The organism is Azotobacter chroococcum, from assembly GCF_004339665.1.
GTDB lineage: Bacteria > Pseudomonadota > Gammaproteobacteria > Pseudomonadales > Pseudomonadaceae > Azotobacter > Azotobacter chroococcum.
Map to the genome: position 1 here is coordinate 1 of NZ_SMMU01000053.1, position 19,344 is coordinate 19,344.

General features: G+C 63.1%; 17 protein-coding genes and 2 pseudogenes. 11 read left to right on the forward strand and 8 right to left on the reverse strand.

Features of this window, described 5'->3' with window-relative positions:
* Positions 1–837: 837 nt before the first annotated feature.
* The 4 genes and pseudogenes from EV691_RS21425 to EV691_RS24020 form a co-directional block, all read left to right on the forward strand.
* A complete protein-coding gene (locus EV691_RS21425) occupies positions 838–1,266 on the forward strand; it encodes a DoxX family protein (protein ID WP_131301004.1) in 429 nt (142 codons plus the stop codon).
* Positions 1,267–1,326: 60 nt separating this feature from the next.
* A complete protein-coding gene (locus EV691_RS21430; protein WP_131301006.1) occupies positions 1,327–2,250 on the forward strand; it encodes an NADP-dependent oxidoreductase in 924 nt (307 codons plus the stop codon).
* Between the two features lie 174 nt (positions 2,251–2,424).
* Positions 2,425–2,595 carry a hypothetical protein gene (locus EV691_RS24015; RefSeq protein ID WP_242672625.1) on the forward strand — a complete coding sequence of 57 codons (171 nt, stop codon included), beginning with the start codon at positions 2,425–2,427 and terminating at the stop codon, positions 2,593–2,595.
* Between the two features lie 18 nt (positions 2,596–2,613).
* Positions 2,614–2,982 (forward strand): annotated as a pseudogene (locus EV691_RS24020) (flavin reductase family protein); the annotation flags it as partial.
* A 15-nt stretch (positions 2,983–2,997) separates the two neighbouring features.
* Here EV691_RS24020 and EV691_RS21440 read toward each other — a convergent pair.
* From EV691_RS21440 to EV691_RS21455, 4 genes are all read right to left on the reverse strand, one after another.
* The gene (locus tag EV691_RS21440) at positions 2,998–3,867 is read right to left on the reverse strand and encodes a helix-turn-helix domain-containing protein (RefSeq protein ID WP_131301028.1); all 870 of its coding nucleotides are present in this window, start codon (positions 3,865–3,867) and stop codon (positions 2,998–3,000) included.
* A 156-nt stretch (positions 3,868–4,023) separates the two neighbouring features.
* Complete coding sequence (locus tag EV691_RS21445) at positions 4,024–4,443, reverse strand: nuclear transport factor 2 family protein (protein ID WP_131255917.1); 420 nt, start codon at positions 4,441–4,443, stop codon at positions 4,024–4,026.
* 60 nt (positions 4,444–4,503) lie between these two features.
* Positions 4,504–5,103 carry an NAD(P)H:quinone oxidoreductase gene (gene wrbA, locus EV691_RS21450; RefSeq protein ID WP_131301008.1) on the reverse strand — a complete coding sequence of 200 codons (600 nt, stop codon included), beginning with the start codon at positions 5,101–5,103 and terminating at the stop codon, positions 4,504–4,506.
* Between the two features lie 122 nt (positions 5,104–5,225).
* Positions 5,226–6,134 (reverse strand): LysR family transcriptional regulator, encoded by a 909-nt coding sequence (locus EV691_RS21455; RefSeq protein ID WP_131301010.1) that lies wholly within the window; start codon positions 6,132–6,134, stop codon positions 5,226–5,228.
* A 99-nt stretch (positions 6,135–6,233) separates the two neighbouring features.
* On the opposite strand from EV691_RS21455, the gene EV691_RS21460 reads away from it, so the two are divergent.
* From EV691_RS21460 to EV691_RS24210, 3 genes and pseudogenes are all read left to right on the forward strand, one after another.
* A complete protein-coding gene (locus tag EV691_RS21460; RefSeq protein WP_131301012.1) occupies positions 6,234–7,157 on the forward strand; it encodes a pirin family protein in 924 nt (307 codons plus the stop codon).
* A gap of 176 nt (positions 7,158–7,333) precedes the next feature.
* Positions 7,334–8,098, forward strand: coding sequence for an SDR family NAD(P)-dependent oxidoreductase (locus tag EV691_RS21465; protein ID WP_131301014.1), 765 nt, complete (start codon positions 7,334–7,336; stop codon positions 8,096–8,098).
* Between the two features lie 222 nt (positions 8,099–8,320).
* Positions 8,321–8,383 (forward strand): annotated as a pseudogene (locus tag EV691_RS24210) (hypothetical protein); the annotation flags it as partial.
* Here EV691_RS24210 and EV691_RS23490 read toward each other — a convergent pair.
* Complete coding sequence (locus EV691_RS23490; RefSeq protein ID WP_242672628.1) at positions 8,355–8,780, reverse strand: TVP38/TMEM64 family protein; 426 nt, start codon at positions 8,778–8,780, stop codon at positions 8,355–8,357. The pseudogene EV691_RS24210 and the gene EV691_RS23490 overlap by 29 nt on opposite strands.
* Entirely contained in the window at positions 8,753–9,418 is a 666-nt protein-coding gene (locus EV691_RS24025) for a radical SAM protein (protein WP_242672629.1), read from the reverse strand. The genes EV691_RS23490 and EV691_RS24025 overlap by 28 nt, the downstream gene beginning before the upstream one ends.
* 306 nt (positions 9,419–9,724) lie before the next feature.
* On the opposite strand from EV691_RS24025, the gene EV691_RS21480 reads away from it, so the two are divergent.
* Positions 9,725–10,363 (forward strand): response regulator transcription factor, encoded by a 639-nt coding sequence (locus tag EV691_RS21480; protein WP_131301016.1) that lies wholly within the window; start codon positions 9,725–9,727, stop codon positions 10,361–10,363.
* 28 nt (positions 10,364–10,391) lie between these two features.
* Here the strand turns inward: EV691_RS21480 and acuR are convergent, their stop codons facing one another.
* Entirely contained in the window at positions 10,392–11,024 is a 633-nt protein-coding gene (gene acuR, locus EV691_RS21485) for an acrylate utilization transcriptional regulator AcuR (protein ID WP_131301018.1), read from the reverse strand.
* Between the two features lie 146 nt (positions 11,025–11,170).
* On the opposite strand from acuR, the gene EV691_RS21490 reads away from it, so the two are divergent.
* Positions 11,171–13,627: a patatin-like protein gene (locus EV691_RS21490; RefSeq protein ID WP_131301020.1), complete on the forward strand. Its 2,457-nt coding sequence runs from the start codon at positions 11,171–11,173 to the stop codon at positions 13,625–13,627.
* Between the two features lie 234 nt (positions 13,628–13,861).
* Here the strand turns inward: EV691_RS21490 and EV691_RS21495 are convergent, their stop codons facing one another.
* Complete coding sequence (locus EV691_RS21495; protein WP_131301022.1) at positions 13,862–15,358, reverse strand: FRG domain-containing protein; 1,497 nt, start codon at positions 15,356–15,358, stop codon at positions 13,862–13,864.
* 355 nt (positions 15,359–15,713) lie between these two features.
* Here EV691_RS21495 and EV691_RS21500 point away from each other — a divergent pair, with 355 nt between their 5' ends.
* Both EV691_RS21500 and EV691_RS21505 read left to right on the forward strand, forming a co-directional pair.
* Entirely contained in the window at positions 15,714–17,537 is a 1,824-nt protein-coding gene (locus EV691_RS21500; protein WP_131301024.1) for a monovalent cation:proton antiporter-2 (CPA2) family protein, read from the forward strand.
* A 10-nt stretch (positions 17,538–17,547) separates the two neighbouring features.
* The gene (locus tag EV691_RS21505; RefSeq protein WP_131301026.1) at positions 17,548–19,164 is read left to right on the forward strand and encodes an FMN-binding glutamate synthase family protein; all 1,617 of its coding nucleotides are present in this window, start codon (positions 17,548–17,550) and stop codon (positions 19,162–19,164) included.
* Positions 19,165–19,344 lie beyond the last annotated feature (180 nt).

Below are 19,344 nucleotides of genomic sequence, written 5' to 3' on the forward strand. Positions count from 1 at the left end.
GGGTAGAGATAGACCTTTTCGACCTTGGTGTCGGGTCGCATCATGATGACGGGCTCCAGAAGGAAATCGGGAGCACAGCATCGGCGGGCCTTTACTTCGGTTGAAGATGAGGTTCATGGAGCGCTTTCGAATGTTCGACATAACCGGATCTCCTCGCTTGAAATCATCACTGTGGGCTCAGCTCCTTCCTCCTGCGCGATGTGCTGGCGGATCGAACTGAGTACGGTGCGATGCTAGGAAAGAGCGGCGAACGGGCGAATGCCGATACCTCCACGGCGCTTGCCTATTTCTGCCTGGCTGGTTGCTGGATAGCGAGGTGTCGGGGGCAGTGAGGCCAATGAACCAGGCGCGAAGGGCCTGCGTATCGTGCCGTCAGGTCAGCCTGCATGGGGTTGTGGTGTCCATGTTGGATCGGATCTCTTGCAGTCCGGATTGGGCCGTGCGGAAGCGAGTGTCGGGCCCTCTGCGAGTTCGAATTAATCGAATCTACTCTTCGATATTAACCGTCTATTTAGATAAGAGAACTGCGCGCAGAATTCTCCTCATTGCGGCTCACCAGGGTGGTGGGTCCTTCAAGAGGGGGCGCCAGCAGAATTCGGAAAAAATCGTACGCTAAGCATCAGATGATCGACTGGAAGCCGCATCAAGCCTGGGAATGTCCGGCTGGGTTATACCTCAACCGGACGTCAGGCCTGACCAGCCGGTCAGCGTCAGGTTAGGGCTCATTTTGATGTTTCCTGACGCAACCGCACCCGGGTCTATGGCCTCAACCTGACGGTTCGAGGCTAAACGTACGATTTTTTCCGTTTTCTGCGACGACCCCAAGAGGAAACAGCCATGACGCAATCCATCGCACTCTCCAGCGCCACCGACAGCTCTGTCACGCTCTCCGCTTCGGCCTCACTCGCCGGTCGCGTGCTGCTGAGCGCCATCTTCGTGCTCTCTGGAATCTCCAAGGTCAGCGCCCCTGCTGGCATGATCGGCTATATCGAATCGGTCGGCCTGCCGTTTCCGAACCTGGCCCTCGCGATTGCCATCCTTGTGGAAATGGTAGGCGGCATCGCCCTGATCCTGGGTTACCGCACTCGCCTGGTTGCCGCGGGGCTCGCGCTGTTCAGCGTCGCCACCGCCCTCGCGTTCCACAACGAGCTGGCCGACCAGAGCCAGTTCATCCACTTCTTCAAGAACATCGCCATGGCCGGCGGGCTGCTGCAGGTTGCCGCCTTCGGCGCCGGTCGTTTCAGCCTGGACGCACGTCGCGCCTAATCCTGCGCCGGCTCCTGTTACCGGCTCCTTCAAGCAGCTCTCAACTTTTCGAGGTGACACATGAAAGCGATTCGCGTAGCGCAATACGGGCAACCAGAGGGTTTCGTGTTCGAGGAACTGCCTTCGCCGGTGCCGGGCAAGGGTGAGGTACTTATCGAAGTGGCAGGCAGTGGGGTCAATCCAATCGACTGGAAGGTTCTCTCCGGTGCAATGAAAGCCTTCATCCCGTTGGAGCTGCCCTACACGCCGGGTGTCGAGGTAGCCGGTCGAGTGGCGGCGGTAGGCGACGATGTTCGCGGCTTCTCCGTGGGTGACGAGGTGTTCAGTTTCATCAATATTGTCGGTGGTTACGCCACCGAGGTTCTGGCCAGCGCGGACCGTCTCGCCCATCGACCGGGCCGGTTGTCGGCCCTGCAGGCAAGTGGCGTTCCGGCTGTGGCGCTGACCGCCTGGCAAGCGCTGCATGAGCATGCGCAGATCAAGCCAGGGCAGACGGTGCTGATCCACGGCGCCGCTGGCGGGGTCGGCAGCATGGCGGTGCAGATGGCGCGGATCGCCGGCGCCACCATCATTGCCACGGCCTCGGCGCGCAACCATGAGTACCTGCGGGAGCTAGGTGCCTCTCAGGTGATCGACTACACCCAGACGCCGTTCGAGACCGTCGTGAACTCGGTCGATGTCGTGTTGGACCTGGTTGGTGGCGATACGCAGACACGTTCATGGTCGGTACTGAAGCTTGGGGGTGTACTGGTTTCCCCAGTGAGCCCGCCTGACGCCGCACAGGCAGAGGCGGTCGGCGCAACGGGCAAGCATTTCGCGGCACGCTCCGATGGCGCTCAGCTTCAGAAGATCGCCGCGTTGTTCGAGACGGGCGACCTGGTGATCGAAGTGGAAGTGCTGCCCTTATCCCAAGCCGAAGGCGCGTTGCGCAAGAGCTGGGGGCGGCACACACGTGGCAAGCTGGTCCTCGATGCCAGTTTGTAAACGCGGCGCGTCGCAGACAGCTGGCCAAGCCGGGCGATTGCCCGGCTTTTTTCGTCCGCAATTTCGCGACATCGCCGGCAGGCCCGCAACAGACGGCAGGTCGAGCCTGCGAGAGGCTGACCCTCAGGGCCGCAAGGCGAACCGCGATATCCACGACGCGAAAGGAGACAGCTGATGTCCAGATTCGAAAAATCCGATTATCCGCTGGCCGAGATTCGCCGCCATCTCGAGACCGGCCCCATCGTGCTAGTCACCTCCGCCTGGCAGGGCGAAACCAACATCATGACCATGGGTTGGCACCTGATGATGCAATTCAGTCCTGCGCTCTTTGGCTGCTACATCTGAGAAGGCAACCACAGCTACGAGTTGATACGCCGCAGTCGCGAGTGCGTGATCAACGTGCCCACGGCTGAGTTGGTCGATGCGGTCGTTTGCGTCGGCAACAGCTCGGGAAGGTCGTCGAACAAATTCGAGACGTGCGGATTGAGCGCAGCGCCTGCCAGCCGTGTGGATGCGCCCCTGATCGAGGAGTGCTATGCGAATTTCGAATGCCGGTTGGCTGATGATCGGCAGATAGACGAGTACGGCCTGTTCATCTGGGAGGTGGTGAAGGCCCATGTCGCCACGGCAGTCACCGAGCCGGATACCTTGCACTATCGCGGGCAAGGGCAGTTCCGGGTGGCCGGCCAGGTGCTCGATCTGAGCGAGCGCTTCAGGCCGCAGAACCTGTAAGGCCCGGGGCGAGCATCACGCCTGGCGATAGGCCCTGGGCGTGATGCCCACCTCGCGGCGAAATACCTGGGAGAAATGGCTCGGGCTCGAGTAGCCGACCTCCATCCCGATGTCGATGATGCTGCGGTCCGTTTCGAGCAGCAGATGGCGGGCGCGCGCGATGCGCAGGCGGATGAAGTACTGCGAGGGCGGCAGGCCGGTGGCGCGCTTGAACATCCGGCTGAAGTGGTACTCGCTCAGATCCGCGATTTCGGCCAGGTGTGTCAGGCTGAAGTCGTCGGCCAGGCGCTCGCTCATCGCTTCGATGACGCGCCGCAGCTTGTACGCCTGCAGCGCATTGCCGCGCCTGGCAACGCTGTGCGGATCAAGGTAGGTGCGGACCAGATGCACGGCCAGCGCCTGCGCCAGGCTACGTGCGAACAGCGGGCTGGGCTGGCGCTCGCTGATCAGCTCGATGCGCAGCTGATCCAGTATGAACCTCACCCGTTCATCCCATGCACCGGACACATCGAGAAAGGTCACCGGGGTGGCGTGTTTGCCCAGCAGATCCCGTGCGGCCTGATCGATCAGTGGCAGGCCGAGATATAGGTGCATCACCTCGAAGATATCGCCGTCCTGTGTTTGCCAGCGCATCTCATACGGCTCGCTGGTGTTGGTGAGGAAGAAATCGCCGGCCTGAACGTTGGCGGCTTCCCATTCCCCGCCGAGGGAGCGTTCTTCGATGTTGGCGGCGCCGGCCAGCACCAGCACCAGCAGCGGTTCCACCACGGCGGGAACCAATATCGGCTCGACGATGGTGTGATGGGTGAACAGCTGCACCACCACATCCTGCATCTGCGGGCGCGGCGGCAAGGCCTGCTGCTCGCCAGGCAGATAATGCAGCATCGATTCGGCGGTGATGCGTTGGGCATCACTCAGTGGCGGTACATCCGGTTCGGTCTGGTGCACAGCATGCTCCCATCGGCAAAGCCCTCAAGCGAGGGCTGCGATCGATAGGGTAGCGCAGGGATGGGCAGCCTCGATTAGGTCGACCCGACCGGCTCAGCTGGCCAGTGCAGGAATAGGCGCATCCAGCGCAATGGCGGCCCGGACCGGGTCGAAGTATTCGCGGATGAAGGCCAGCTTGCCGTTTTCGACGCGGACGAACAGCACGTAGTCCTGCTGGTAGAGACGTCCGGTCGGCTTGATCAAGCCCTCGGCCTTGACCTCGGCGCTCGCCTCGGAGGGGGCCGCGCCGGGGTGCACCTTCAGGTCATGGAAGCGGAAGTTCTCCACGGCGCCGACAAACCAGCCGACGTGGCCGAGCACCTGATCGCGCCCACTGAGGCGGGCCGGATGACCGAGCGCAGGCGCGAACGGCAGCTCCCACACCAGGTCGTCGGCGATCAGCGTCTTCCACCGTTCGTGGTCATCGACAAAGGTTTCGAAATGCAGGTGCAACAGCTGCTCAGCAGTATTCATGGTCATCGCTCGTTTCAGTAACAGAAGGGAAAGGGCTCGCCATTGGGCAAGTTTCGACCATCAGCCGAACAGCTTGGTGGCGGTCTTGGCGATCAGTTCACCCTGGTGGCGGGCGCCGGCCAGTTCGGTTTCGCTGGGCTGACGAGAGCCGTCGCCGCCGGTGATGGTGGTCGAGCCATAAGGTGCACCGCCGACCACTTCGGAAACGCCCATCTGGCCCTGGTGGCTATACGGCAGGCCGACAATAGTCATGCCGAAGTGCAGCAAGTTGGTGATGATCGAGAAGAGCGTGGTTTCCTGGCCGCCATGCTGGGTGGCGCTGGAGGTGAACGCGCCACCGACCTTTCCATTCAGCGCGCCGCGCGCCCAGAGCCCGCCGGCCTGGTCGAGAAAGGCCGCCATCTGGCTGCTGATGCGACCGAAGCGCGTGCCGGTGCCGACGATGATCGCGTCGTACTGTTCCAGCTCGGCGACCGTCGCGACCGGCGCCCCCAGGCCCAGCTTGAAGTGCGCGCCCTTGGCGATTTCCTCGGGCACCGTTGCCGGGATGCGCTTGACGTCTACCTGCGCACCGGCTGCGCGAGCGCCTTCGGCCATCGCGTTGGCCATGGTCTCGATATGACCGTAGGACGAATAGTAAAGAACCAGAACCTTAGCCATGTGATGCCTCCATTTAGGTAGTTGCCAACGGCGCCGTCGCCGAGATGGAGGCAATGTCGCACGGCAATATGATCGACAAAAGGCGACTAATTTCGACCGTTACGTTCAGCTTTATCGAACGGTCAGTATCCCGCTGTCGCTTGTGCCTTGAACCGCTCGATCAACCAGTTGGCCGCAGGACCGGGTGGCGTGTCGGTTCGGTAGATGATGTCGAACACATAGTCACCGCCGACGCAGTCGGGCAGGTCGAGTCGCACCAGTCGGCCGCTGGCCAGATCGTCGCGCACCATGTCGATCGGCATGTTTCCCCAGCCGATGCCTTCGCGAAGCAGCATGTGCTTGGCGCCGAGATCGGCCAGTCGCCAGGTGCGAGTGCCAACGACGGCAAACTCCTGATCCTCAGTGAGCTTGGAACGATCGGTGAGTACCAACTGTACGTGCTCGCGGCCGGCGCCGGGCGCGTGCGGCCCGTGCTGGGCCAGGGGATGGTCGGGCGCGGCTACCGGTATCAACGCCACCTTGCCCACGCCGATGCGTTCGATGCCGTCGATGCTCGTGGTCAGCGGGCCGCTGAGCCCGAGGGTCGCGCCGCGTTCGAGCACCCGTTGCGTCACCGCGCCGAGGGCCTCGATATGCAGATGCAGCGACACGGTGGGGAACTGCTCGCGAAAGGCCTTGAGCGCATCGACCACCCGCTCACTGGGCAACATCACGTCGAGTACCAGGTGCACCTCGGCTTCCAGACCATGCAGCAGCCCGCGGACTTTGGCCCGCAAGCCGTCGATACCGTTGTATATCGTCCGGGCCTCGGCCAGCACCGTGCGCCCGGCGTCGGTCAGTTGTGGCTTGCGTGTGGTCTTGCGGTCGAAAAGGCTGACGCCCAACTGCATTTCCAGATTGGCGATGGAATAACTCACCACCGACGTGGCGCGATGCAGCTTGCGCGCCGCACCGGCAAAACTACCGACGTCGACCACCGTGAGAAACACGCGCAACTGGTCCAGCGTAGGGGTACCCGGCTCTGACACCATTTCGAATTCCTCGAACGTTTCAGTGCATATTATCCGGGTTTTGCCGATAAGGCAGCGGGCCTAGAGTGACGGCACTTCACTCATTCAGCGAGACCCGCCGTGACCGTCCAGACGTCCAGCCCCAGCGCTATCGAGCAGATCATTCTTCCCAACGTGCGTGACATCGGCGGTTTCGATGTGCGCCGTGCGCTGCCCTCGGCGCAGTGGCGGATGGTGGGGCCGTTCATTTTTCTTGACAGCTTTGGCCCGGTGGTCTTCGGGCCGGGAGAGGGCGTGGACACCCGCCCGCACCCCCACATCGGCCTGTCTACCATCAGTTATCTGTTGCAGGGCGAGATGCTGCACCGCGACAGCGCCGGACACATCCAGCAGCTTCGCGCCGGGGAGATCAACCTGATGACGGCTGGGCGCGGCATCGTCCACTCCGAGCGCTCCAGCGATCCGGTCCGGGCGAGCGGCGGCAGGCTAAAGGGCTTTCAAGCCTGGGTAGCGCTGCCCGAAGCGCACGAAGAAACCGACCCGGGCTTTCAGCACCTGCTCGCCGAGCGCATCCCGTTGATCGAAGGGGACGGTGCTTCGCTGAGCCTGCTGGCCGGATCTCTCGAAGGCGTCCAGTCGCCCACCCAGACGGTTTCTGATCTGTTCTACGCCGACCTCCAGTTGCAGGCGGGCGCGTGTTATCGCTTGTCGGCCGAGCACATTGAGCGCGCCTTCTATATGGTGAGCGGCGAGGTCGAGGTGATCGGTCAGCCGGGGCGCTTCGGCGCTGATCGTCTGGTGGTGCTTCGCCCGGATAGCGAGGTGGTGCTGCGCGCCGTCGGGCCCACCCGGCTCCTGCTGCTGGGTGGCGAGCCGCTGGAAGGTCGCCGACACATCTACTGGAACTTCGTCTCCAGCCGGCCCGAGCGAATCCTGCAGGCCGCCGAAGACTGGCGTGCCCGGCGCTTCCCTGACGTACCGGGCGATGACGAATTCATCCCACTGCCCGCCGATTCGCAGGTGCGGTGGCGATTCAAGGCGTGATCGTCACGTGCTGACGCCTCGGTGATCGCACTTTCGCGCAAAACTCCGACAGTCTGGGCAAGCCCCCGAAAGCCCGGCGCTCCCCGTTGCGAGACAGTGAACTCGTCGATAACGACAGCGCCCGCGGGCGCAGGGCCAGCGAATGACTCGTCTGGCTCGCACAGGAGGAGACCACCATGACTGATATCAAGCACAGCATTCCCCAGGAAGTCGAAGGCAAAGTCGCGCTGGTCACCGGCGCTGCCAGCGGCATCGGCAAGGCCATTGCCCTGTTGCTGCATGCGCGCGGCGCGAAGGTCGTCGCCGAAGACCTGAACCCGGCGGTCGAGGCGCTCTCGCGCCCCGGGCTGGTGCCACTGGTAGCCAACATTACCGAGGACGGCGCCGCCGAGCGTGCGGTGGGCCTGGCTGTCGAGCAGTTCGGCCGGCTGGACATTCTGGTCAACAACGCCGGGATCATCATCAACAAGCTGGTCATCGACATGACCCGCGAGGATTGGGAGCGCATCCAGGCGGTCAACGCCACCGCTGCCTTCCTGCATTCGCGCGAAGCGGTCAAGGCGATGATGCCCAACAAGTCGGGGGCCATCGTCAACATCGCCTCCTACGCCTCATATTTCGCCTTCCCGACCATCGCCGCCTACACCGCGTCCAAGGGCGCCCTGGCGCAGCTGACCCGCACGCTGGCGCTGGAGGCCATCGAGCATGGGATTCGCGTGAACGCCATCGGCGTCGGTGACGTGGTCACCAACATCCTCAACGACGTGGTCGACGACGGCCCGGGCTTTCTTGCCCGGCACGGCGAAGCCGCACCCATCGGCCGTGCCGCGCAGCCGGAAGAGATCGCTGAGGTGGTCGCCTTCCTCGCCTCGGACCGCGCCAGCTTCATGGTCGGCTCGGTCGTTATGGCCGACGGCGGCATGACCGTCACCGCCGGCTGATACCCGCCCAATCAACAGAGGAGAGCTGTCATGAGCATGCTGACCAACGTGGCTTTTTTCACCACACAACCGGGGCAGGGCCAAGTCCTCGGCCAGCGCCTGCTGGCGCTGGTCGGCCCTACCCGGTAGGAACCCGGTTGCCTGCGCTACGACATCTACCGGGCGAGCGATTCAGCCAACAGCTAGTTCGTCTACGAGGACTGGCGTTCGCCAGCCGACTTCGACGGGCACATGCAGACGCCCTACGTACAGGCCTTTATGAAGGCAGCATGCCCAACTGGCTGACCCACCAGAAGGTGCGCGCAGGTAGCTTGGTCAGGCCCATGGCCAGGTTGATCAGGAAGAAGGGAAATACTGGCACCAGGCGCAAGGCGAACAGGTAGGCGGCCCCTTCGCGGGCGATGCCGGCCAGGCGCTGGCTGAACCGGGCCTGCACCCAGTCGCGCAGCAGGAAGCGGCTGATCAGCATGGCCAGGGTGGCCCCCAGGGGGGAGGCGAAGGACACCAGCAGGGTGCTGCCGAGCAGACCGAACAGCGCACTGCCCACCAGGGTCATCAAGGCCGCGCCGGGCAATGACAGCGCGGTGAGCAGCACGTAGATCAGGAAGAACAGCCCGCTGCCATCCATGCCATAGCCGAGCCGGTTGAGCGTCTTCAGCCCGGCGATGCAGGCCTCGAACACGCCATCGCCGCGACATTTTCGAGCGAGTAGCAGGGCAGGGAGGCGGTCACCTCCACGCCCTGCTCGGCGAGGATGGTCAGGTTGCAACGATCGATGACCCGCAACCCCTCGCGCCGCGCGTGAGTGACGATCTCCCGAAAACGCGGGTGCATTTCCGGGGCGTCCCCGGTCAGATCGAGGGTCTGTACCGGATGGGCATCGATGACCTGGTGCAGGAGCGCCAGGCTCTCGTCGGTCATCGCCTCGCTGCGGGTCGGTCCGGCGTTGACGTGGCAGTGCAGGCAGCGCTGGTTGCAGCGGTAGGTGAGGTTGACTTGCAGGGCCTCCAGCCGCCGCGACGGATCGCGGGGAAGCCCAGGGCGTTGAGAAGGGGGAGGGTGGCGTGCATGGCGGTGGCTACTCTTGGAAACTGTCCCTTTTGAGACGTGGGGCGGATCTGTATTACAGACGCGTTTCGCGCAGGCGGCTCGCCAGGCCGTCGAGGCTCTCCAGCGTGATATCTGGCTCCACGCCCCAGCACCAGCGCCTCGAAGACGCCTGCCTCGATCTAGCGTTGAATCTGCAAATCGGAAATCACCGGGTGGGTACAGGTACTTTGTTAGTGATATTTCTGTAATCGGAAATTTAGTGATAGGCATTCCTCATGTCTGGATGGCATTTCCTTTTGAAAAATTACCGTAATCGGAAATCAACGAAGAAGAATATCTTACCCATAAAACTTCTACCTAACCTGAAACCAGCAAACAGGCCAAACGCAGGGTGGTCATGCGGCTCGCACTTCCGGCATGCCGACAGACATGCTGTACTTGGCCGCTTCGATGGCGACTGGATTGCCCGGTGTCAGGCTCTTTTATCCTTGCCGGCAACGTTCAGGAGGAGGGCGGCTCGCTGCTCCGCAGCCTCCCGGAAAGACAGCGCCCAACGACAACAACAGGAGAATCCCGATGGAGCAGGTGGTGTACGTGGTGGACGATGACCAGGGCATGCTGGACTCGACGGTCTGGCTGCTCGAGTCGGTGGGGCTGAAGGCCTTGCCGTTCATCAGCGGCCGGGAGTTTCTCGACGCCTGCGAGCCAAGCCTCAACGCCTGCGTGCTGCTGGACGTGCGGATGCCCGGGATGGGCGGGTTGAACGTGCAGGAGGCGATGCGTGCGCGGGGCATCGACCTGCCGGTGATCTTCGTCAGCGGGCACGCCGACGTGCCCATCGTGGTGCGGGCCTTCAAGACCGGTGCCTGCGACTTCATCGAGAAGCCCTACAACGAGCAGATGCTCCTCGACAGCGTGCAGCAGGCGCTCGGCCGTTACGGCGAGCGCCGTTCCGGCAGCCGTGGCCAGGAGGCGGTGCAGGCGCGCCTGGATACGCTGACGCCACGCGAGCGCGACGTGCTGCTGCCGCTGGTGCAGGGCTATACCAACCGGGAGATCGCCGAGCAGCTGGCGATCAGTGTGAAGACCGTCGATCTCTACCGCATGCGGGTGATGAAGCGCATGCAGGCCGAACGGCATGCCGACCTGGTCGGCATGGCCATCGCCGCCGGGATGGTGGACCCGCTGAACCTGCGGGCGAACGCGCCGGCCTGAACCGACCGGGCAGGAGGAGGGCACGCGGCTAACGTGGCAGTCCGGCGAGAAAGCCCGCGAGGAAAATCTCCAGCGGTGCACCGTTGCGGACCAGCCGGGCGCGCTGTACGGCGCCTTCCCAGCCGATCCAGAAGAAGGCAGCAAGTCCGTCGCAGTCGGTGTCGGCAGGCAGCTGGCCACGCTCCTTGGCAAGCTGCAGGCAGGCAGCCAGACGACGCTGCCAGTCACACAGGGTGGCCTCCAGCTGATTGCGGAAGCTCTCCGGCAGGATGGCCACTTCCTGACCGAGATTGCCTACCAGGCAGCCGCGGCGGAATTCGTATTTCGCCATGCCGGCCTTGGCGTCCTCGACGAAATCGCGCAGGCGCTGCAGCGGCGGCACCTCGTCCTGCAGCAGCCAGCGGTCCAGCTTGCGGGCGAAGTAGCCGCCGTAGCGTTCCAGCACCGCCTGGCCGAAGGCCTCCTTGCTCTCGAAGTAGTGATAGAAGGAGCCCTTGGGCACGCCGATGCGCTTGAGCACGGCCTCGATGCCGGTGGACATGAAGCCCTGTTCGGTGAGGATTTCCATGCCGCAGCGGATCAGCGCCTCGCGGGTATCGGGGAAGTCCCGGGCGACCTTGGGCGGGCGGCCGCGGCGGGGTTTGGGCGTCGTGATGGTCATGGTGGCGAGTTTGGCCCCGGCTCCGTTTGCCTGGCAAGCCGTGCCGGGGCTGCCGTATGCCTGTGCCGCTCGATCTGGCTGCCGTCGAGGGCCGCCTCGGTCTTTCCTTATCTAAACTGGTTCTACCCGGGAAGCAGGGCCAGGTGATGAAAGAGAAAGAGCTGCGACTGGCGGTCGTTTTCTTTGGCGGCGTCTCGCTGGCGATCTATCAGCACGGCATCAACCGGGAAATCCTCAACCTGGTCCGGGCGTCGAAGCTCTATCACGCGGACCAGCCCGTCGATGGCCGGGAAACACTGGCGCGCAGCCTGCACGAGCGCTACCCGGACGAGCCGGAACAGTCCACCGGGGACCTGTATCGGGAGTTCCTGGAGACGCTGGGAAGGGATGTCTGCCTGCGGGTGATCGTCGACGTCATCGCCGGCTCCTCGGCGGGGGGCATCAACGGCGTGACCCTGGCCACGGCGCTGGCCCACGATCGCAGCCTGATGCCGATCACCGACCTGTGGCTCGACGAGGCCGACATGCTGGGCCTGCTGGCCCCCGAAGCCAAGGCGCGTCTCTGGAGCAAGTGGTATTTCTGGCCGCTCGTGCATCCCTTGCTCATCCGCCTCAACCGCGAGGGCCTGCTGCCGGGAAAGGCCAATGCCGAGATGGAAAAGCGGATTTCGATATTCCTGCGTTCGCGCTGGTTCAAGCCGCCCCTGGACGGTCGCCGCCTGAGCACGCTCATCCTCGACGGTCTGACGGCGATGAGAACCTCCAGCTCGCCGTGGGAGTCGCTGCTGCCGCAGGGGGCCAGGCTCGACCTGCTGGTGACCGTCACGGATTTCCGGGGGATCGAGCGGCCGATCTTCATCCACGATCCAGCAGTCGCCTACGAGCGGGAGCACCGCCACCTGCTGCATTTCAGCCTTGACCATCGCCGCACCGGGCATCTACTGAGCGATTTCGACGTCGACAACTTTCCTTCCCTGGCCTTCGCCGGACGGGCGACGGCCTCCTATCCGGGAGCCTTTCCGCCGGCCCGGATTCGCGAGGTCGACGAGATTCTGGCGGCGCGCCACATGCCCTGGCCGGCCCGCGCGCATTTTCTGGAGCGGAATTTCCGCCACTACCTCGAGCGCGGCGAGAATCCCGAGGAGGCGGTGCTGCTCGACGGCAGCGTGCTCGACAACAAGCCGATCATGGCCTGCGTCGAGGCCATCCACACGCACTGCGCGTTCAGGGAGGTGGATCGCCGGCTGGTCTTCATCGATCCCAACCCTGGAATGGTCAGGGCTGCCGGTACCGGTGTGCCGGGCTTCTTCGCCACCTTGCGGGGCGCGCTCTCGGACCTGCCGCGGCATGACCCCGTGTACAACGAACTGGCGGTCATCAGCCGCTACAACGTGCAGGCGCGGCGGCTGAAGGCGGCGATCCTCAATGCCCGGCCGATCGTCGCCAAACTGATCGAGCAGGCGACGGCGGGGCGGCTCAGGGGCGACCTCACGGCCGACGACCTGCGGCACTGGCGACTCTCGTCGATCAGTCTGCTGTCCGGCACGACCATCGTCTACGACGTCTGGATGCGTTCGCTGGTTCTCGAGGCCCTGGACTTCATCGTGCGGATCATCGTCACTGCCTGCCAGTACACCCCCAATTCGCCGGAAGCGTGCCGGGTACAGGAGGTCATCGAAACCTGGGCCAGGCAGCAGGAAATCATCGCCGACTCCTATGCCATGCCCGAGAACCTTTATAGAAACGCCGAGCTGCCGCCGTTCGGGAAGATGATTCTGGATTTCGGGGTCATCTATAAAAGGAGGCGGCTGAACTTCGTCCTGCATGAAATCAACGATCTCTATCCGGGGGTTTCCGGCGAACAGGCCGGCGCCAGCGCAGCCGATTCGGAATCCCTCGACCTGCTGAAGATCAAGATCCACAAATGCATCGACGAGCTGTCGATCTACGACGACATCGACTTTCTCAGCCGGCAGGCCATCGCCAGCTGCCGGGAGATCTTCCTGGAGCCGGGCGGCGAGGGCGCCTGGCCGGGGCTGGACACCTTCGAGGAGATCACCCGGCTGGTCGGGCGCCTGGCCCTGGAGTGCGACCTCGCCAGGACGACCGACAACGCGGATGCCGTACTGGCTTCGTCACTGGTCCTGAACCTGGAGGAGCGGAGCCGCGACGCCATTCTCACCGGCTACCTGGGGTATTTCTTCTGGGACATCATCCTGCGGCCGACCGTGAGCGCGCTGTCGCTGGACAGCGATGCAGGGCCGATCGAGGAGATCCTGGTGGACCGCATCAGCCCCGAGGACGCGATCAGCCTGCGGCTCGACGGTCAGAAGAATGTGCTGCTCGGCCGGTCGTTCGCCAGCTTTGGCGGATTTCTCGACCGCTCGATTCGCGAGAACGACTACCTGTGGGGGCGTCTGCATGCGGTGGAGCGGCTCTTCGACATTCTGCTCAGCACGGTGCCGGTGAGCATTCGCGGCAATTTCGACATCGGCGCCCTGAAGAAGCGCGCCTTCGAGCGGGTGCTCGCGGAGGAGGAGCCGCACCTGCATTCGATTCCCGCGCTGATTGCCAAGCTCAGGGAGGCCGTCGAGCGTATTTAGGCCAGGGCTGGCCGATGACCTCGACGGAATACTAATCCGGTGCAGTAGCGGGGCGAACCGGTTCAGCATTGATTTCCCTAATGGGCAATGTTCACTGTTCATGAGGGAGCGAGGCCGCTTGGGCTCGCTGGGAGCGGCGCACAGCCGGTGCAGCGGTATATATCCGAGTCCGGTCCGCTGCTCCGGATCTAATTACTGTCTATTCGCTCAGGGCAGTTCTATATCTCGAGGTCACTATGGAAGGCCAAAGAGCTCAAGATTTGCAGGGTTGTAGAGGACTACAGGCCGTTTTAGCGCGAGCTGAGAAGGGATCACCTCATGAGCATAGATGCTCGCCAGTTTTTCGAAACCGAACATCAGACGAGGATCGTGGGTGTGGCTGAATGCGTCGGACATCGAAGTTACTGACGCAGGCTTTTTAAGATTAGCAATCCAAGCCGGGTCCAATGCTTGTAGTAGTCCTTTGTCAGAGCAGTACGCTCTGGAGTAAGAGCCGTCTTGGTTTCCGAGCTCCACGTAAATCGCGTCTGCGATCCACCTCGTAAATGCTTGATCGGCCATTCCGCCATCCAGTGAGCGGCATTCAGCAATCGCGCACAGGATGACCAAAGCAGAAATGGTACCCGCGATATCGTCGTTTGTGTAGGGGAGATTTCGCATCCCGTTCCACGCCTCCCGTGTAGAGGATATGAAAAGTTGTTCATTCACATCCCGGGGTAGGCCGGTGAAACACCAGTCGACTGCTTCCGCCCTCAGTTTGGGCTGCAAATTCAATGCATTGTTGATCGAATGGCGTACTTGGTCTGCAGGGCTAGGAGCTGCCGGCCCACTCCGTAACGAAATTGATATTCGCCGGCCGACAGTTGCATCAAATTGCTCAATTGGAGTCATTAGCCAGTCTTTCAACGCGTCGGCGCTCCAGCCCTCCGCAGCCTTGAGCGGAGAAGAAAAAGACTCCTGCTCGTACGTCGCAGGCTTGCTAATATTGAAATGTTTAAACAGGCTTTGCTTTCCTGCTGCCTCGGCCATTGCCCGAAGCATTGCTTTGTTTTCGACTCGTCTTTCATTGAAAAAATAAGAATCTAGCAATTGCTCTAATGCGCTTTTGTGCGCAGGATATATCTGGTCCCTAGGGGGGAAGGCAGGAGTACCGCTCCAAGGAAAAACGATTCTGTCCATGTCGTAGTACCGGTACCACGAGTGGTTCGCGAATAAAAAACGGCCGTGTTGGGACTCTAAGCGCCACAGATTGGGGACATCTACTGTCACCGGTTCCGCAAATAACGGTGTAGGGTGTTCGACGCTGTCCAGGCATTCATAAAATTCCGTAAGGTCATCAGTGTTCAGGCAGTAGATGACGGAATTTCCAGGCCCTTCAGGCTGTACTTGGGTGTCGGATGCAAAGAAACCGGCTACTGCTGGCTCTGTTGTGAAGTCGATATATGTGGTGGGAAACCCATAGTGTTGAAGCACGGCGAACAGAGCATCGATGTTCTCTGGCGCCGCGAGATAAGCAAGCGCCGGGTATGCTTGAACCCATTTGAGAAATCTATTCAGTTTTGCGTCGAGATTGGGTTTTGCTTCCGGGTCGTGTAGAAGTTTGCGCTCAAGTGATGAGGCAGGGTTCCACTCGCGTAACTGGCCTCGAAACCAGTTGTAGCGGCCTTCTGCCTTAAGCCTTGTTGCGAGCGCAACAGCCTCTTCGACGCTGGTCGCTTTCATAATTTTCATGACTGAATTCCTTAAGACAGCGTTGCATCAGCAGCCAAGTGTACCGCCTTGGCTCAGCCCTCGCTGAAGCCGTCAGCCTCAAGCGTCTGCACGGTATCAATTGAACAGATCTGACATAGCACATAATTTAACATAATATACATTATGCGAACTTTTGGTTCCGGTTTCCAAAACCCCGAAAAACGCGGATACGGCGAATACGAATGATACACGGCCATCCTGGCGATGACCGGGATCAGCTGCCAAAACGCCAAGGCAGATGCACAATTGAGGGATTCCCTCGAATCCAGGCCGGGCGTTCGCCGCTCCGGCCTGGTTCGTCTTTCCCAAGGCCCGCTCATCGAGGTATTTCACAGTGGAACATGAGTCGCGCCTCTTGCAGGCCAGTGTGGTGTGTCTGCTCGCCATGGTTTTGCTCGTGCCGCTCGCCAAGCGCATGCAGCTGGGTGCCGTGCTCGGCTACCTGATCGGCGGCGTGCTGATCGGTCCCGCCGTGCTGGGTCTGATCGATCAGCCCGGCAGCATCCTGAGGATTTCCGAACTGGGCGTGGTGATGCTGATGTTCATCATCGGCCTGGAGCTGTCGCCGAAACGCCTCTGGCTGATACGCCATGCGGTGTTCGGCGCCGGCCTGGCGCAGGTGCTGCTATGTGGCGCGGCCATCGGCGGCATGGCCATGGCCTTCTTCCAGCAGCACTGGACCAGCGCCCTCGTCCTCGGCCTCGGCCTGGCGCTGTCGTCCACCGCCTTCGTCCTGCAGCTGCTCGCCGAGCGCCGCGAGCTGCACATGCCGCACGGGCGTCTGGCGTTCTCGATGCTGCTGTTCCAGGACATCGCGGCCATTCCGCTGATGGCGATCGTTCCGCTGCTCAGTGGCGTCAGCCAGCCGGACAGCGGCGAAGACCCGCTGGTCGAGCTGCTCAAGGTGGTCGCCTGCGTGGGCGGCCTGATTATCGGCGGGCGCTACCTGCTGCGTCCGCTGTTCCGCGTCGTGGCCAAGGGCGACCTGCAGGACATCCTCACCGCTACCTCGCTGCTGGTGGTGATGGGCAGCGCCCTGCTCATGGAGTGGATCGGCGTGTCCATGGCCCTCGGCGCTTTCCTGGCCGGCGTGCTGCTGGCCGAATCCGAGTACCGCCATGCCCTGGAGGCGAAGATCGAGCCCTTCAAGGGCATGTTGCTCGGGCTGTTCTTCCTCGGTGTCGGCATGAACATCAACCTTGGCCTGCTGGTCGATGCGTTCTGGACGGTGCTCGGCCTGGCCCTGCTGCTGATCCTGCTCAAGCTGCCCCTGATCGCCCTCGTCGGGCGCTTTCCCGGCCGGCTGCAGACCGACTCCGCCCTGCGCCTGGGCGTGGTGCTCGCCGGCGGCGGCGAATTCGCCTTCGTGATCTTCTCGATCGCCCACCGCCACGGCCTGTTCGATAGCGGACTCCACGACCTGTTGGTCTTGACCATCACCCTGTCGATGGCGCTCACCCCGCTGGTGGTCATCCTGCTCTCGCTGTTCGCCAGGCCGACCCGGCGGGCCGCTGCGCCGGAACCCGAGGAGCCGAGCATCGACCACGAGCCGCGGGTCATCATCATGGGCATGGGCCGTGTCGGCCAGGTCGTCGCCCGCCTCCTGCACGCCCAGCGCGTGCCCTTCGTCGGCTTCGACACGGCGGTCGAAACGGTCGAGTTCAACCGCAAGATCAGCAACCTGCCGATCTACTACGGCAACCCCCTGCGCCTGGAGATCCTGCATGCCGCCAAGGCCGAGCATGCGCAGTTCTTCGTCATCGCCACCGACGACGGGCCGACCAACATCCAGACGGCGCGGCTGGTCCGCCAGCGCTATCCGCACATGAGGGTGATCACCCGCGCGCTGGACTGGGCGCAGCTGCACACCCTGCTCGATCTGGAGGCCGGCCCGGTGCGCGAGACTTTCTTTTCCAGCCTGGAGATGGGCCGCCAGGTGCTGCTCGGGCTGGGTCTCAGCGAGCAGCAGACCGCCGCGCGCCTGGAGCGCTTCCGCCGCCACGACGAGCAGATGCTGCAGGAGCTGCACAAGGTCATCAGCGACGAGACCGCCAGCCTCAGGGCCACCCATGCCTACTTCGACGATCTCGAAAGCCTGTTCGCCCGGGACGTGCTGGAAGAGCCCGTTACTCCCCCGAAATACTCCGATCCGCTCTAGGAACCCACGAATGAGTGTCACCCTGTTCAGCCGCTATGCCTGCTTCGCCGCCTGCGTACTGCTCACCCTGGTCACCCTGCCCCTCCTCCCCGGCTCGCCCGGGCTCTGGCCGCTGCCCCTGATCGCCGGGTTGCTCAGCCTGGTGGGCATCAACGACCTGCGGCAGACGCAGCACGCGGTGCGGCGCAACTACCCGGTGCTGGGCAATATCCGCTACCTGATCGAGTACATCCGCCCGGAGATCCGCCAGTACCTGCTGGAAACCGACGACGAGTGTCTGCCCTTCTCCCGGGCCCAGCGCATGCTGGTCTACGCGCGCGCCAAGAACCAGAGCGCCGACAAGGCCTTCGGCACCCTGCACGACGTCTACCAGAACGGCTTCGAGTTCATCACCCACTCGATGCGCCCGGCCGAGCTCGGCAAGCCCGAGGATTTCCGCATCGTGATCGGCGGGCCGCAGTGCACCAGGCCCTATTCGGCCTCGATCTTCAACATCTCGGCGATGAGCTTCGGCTCGCTCAGCGCCAATGCCATCCGCGCCCTCAACCAGGGCGCCAGGCTCGGCGGCTTCGCCCACGACACCGGCGAAGGCAGCATCAGCCCCTATCACCGCGAGCACGGCGGCGACCTGATCTGGGAAATCGGCAGCGGCTACTTCGGCTGCCGCAGCGACGACGGCCGCTTCGACCCCGAGCGCTTCGCCAGCCAGGCGTGCAACGACCAGGTGAAGATGATCGAGATCAAGCTGAGCCAGGGCGCCAAGCCCGGCCACGGCGGCATCCTGCCGAAGAACAAGATCACCGCGGAGATCGCCGCCACCCGCGGCGTGGGCATGGATCGCGACTGTGTCTCGCCGGCCCGCCACAGCACTTTCTCCACGCCGTGCGAACTGCTCGGCTTCGTCGCGCAGTTGCGCGAGCTGTCCGGCGGCAAGCCGGTCGGCTTCAAGTTCTGCCTCGGCCATCCCTGGGAGTTCATGGGCATCGCCAAGGCCATGCTGGAAACCGGCATCCTCCCCGACTTCATCGTCGTCGACGGCAAGGAAGGCGGCACCGGCGCTGCGCCCCTGGAGTTCTCCGACCACGTGGGCGTGCCCCTGCGCGAAGGCCTGCTGTTCGTCCATAACACCCTGGTCGGCGCCGGCCTGCGCGACAGCATCCGCCTGGGGGCCAGCGGCAAGATCATCAGCGCCTTCGACATCGCCAGCGTGCTGGCCATCGGCGCCGACTGGGCCAACTCGGCACGTGGCTTCATGTTCGCCATCGGCTGCATCCAGTCGCAGAGCTGCCACACCAACCGCTGCCCGACCGGCGTGGCGACCCAGGACCCGCTGCGCCAACGCGCCCTGGTAGTGCCGGACAAGGCCGAACGGGTGCACAACTTCCACCGCAACACCCTCAAGGCCCTGGCCGAGATCGTCGCCGCCGCCGGGCTCGAACGGCCCGCCCAGCTGGAGCCCCGCCACCTGCTGCGGCGCCTGTCGGAAAGCGAGATCCGCCAGTACGCGCAACTGCACGCCTTCCTCAAGCCGGGCGAACTGCTCGGCGACCGCATCGACAGCGAGTTCTACGCGCGCATGTGGCGGATGGCGCGCGCCGACAGCTTCGAGCCGGCGCCTTTCGCGTAGGGCAATGAAATGGACTCCCCCCTCCTACGGCGTCAACGCGCCAGACTGAAGTTGCTGGAAACAGCAGTCACCAGAGGAGGAAGTTCCCATGAAACTCAAGCGGATAGGCGTCGATTTGGCAAAGCAGGTATTCCAGCTTCATGGCGTCGACAGCCACGAGCAGGCGGTCTGCCGCAAGCA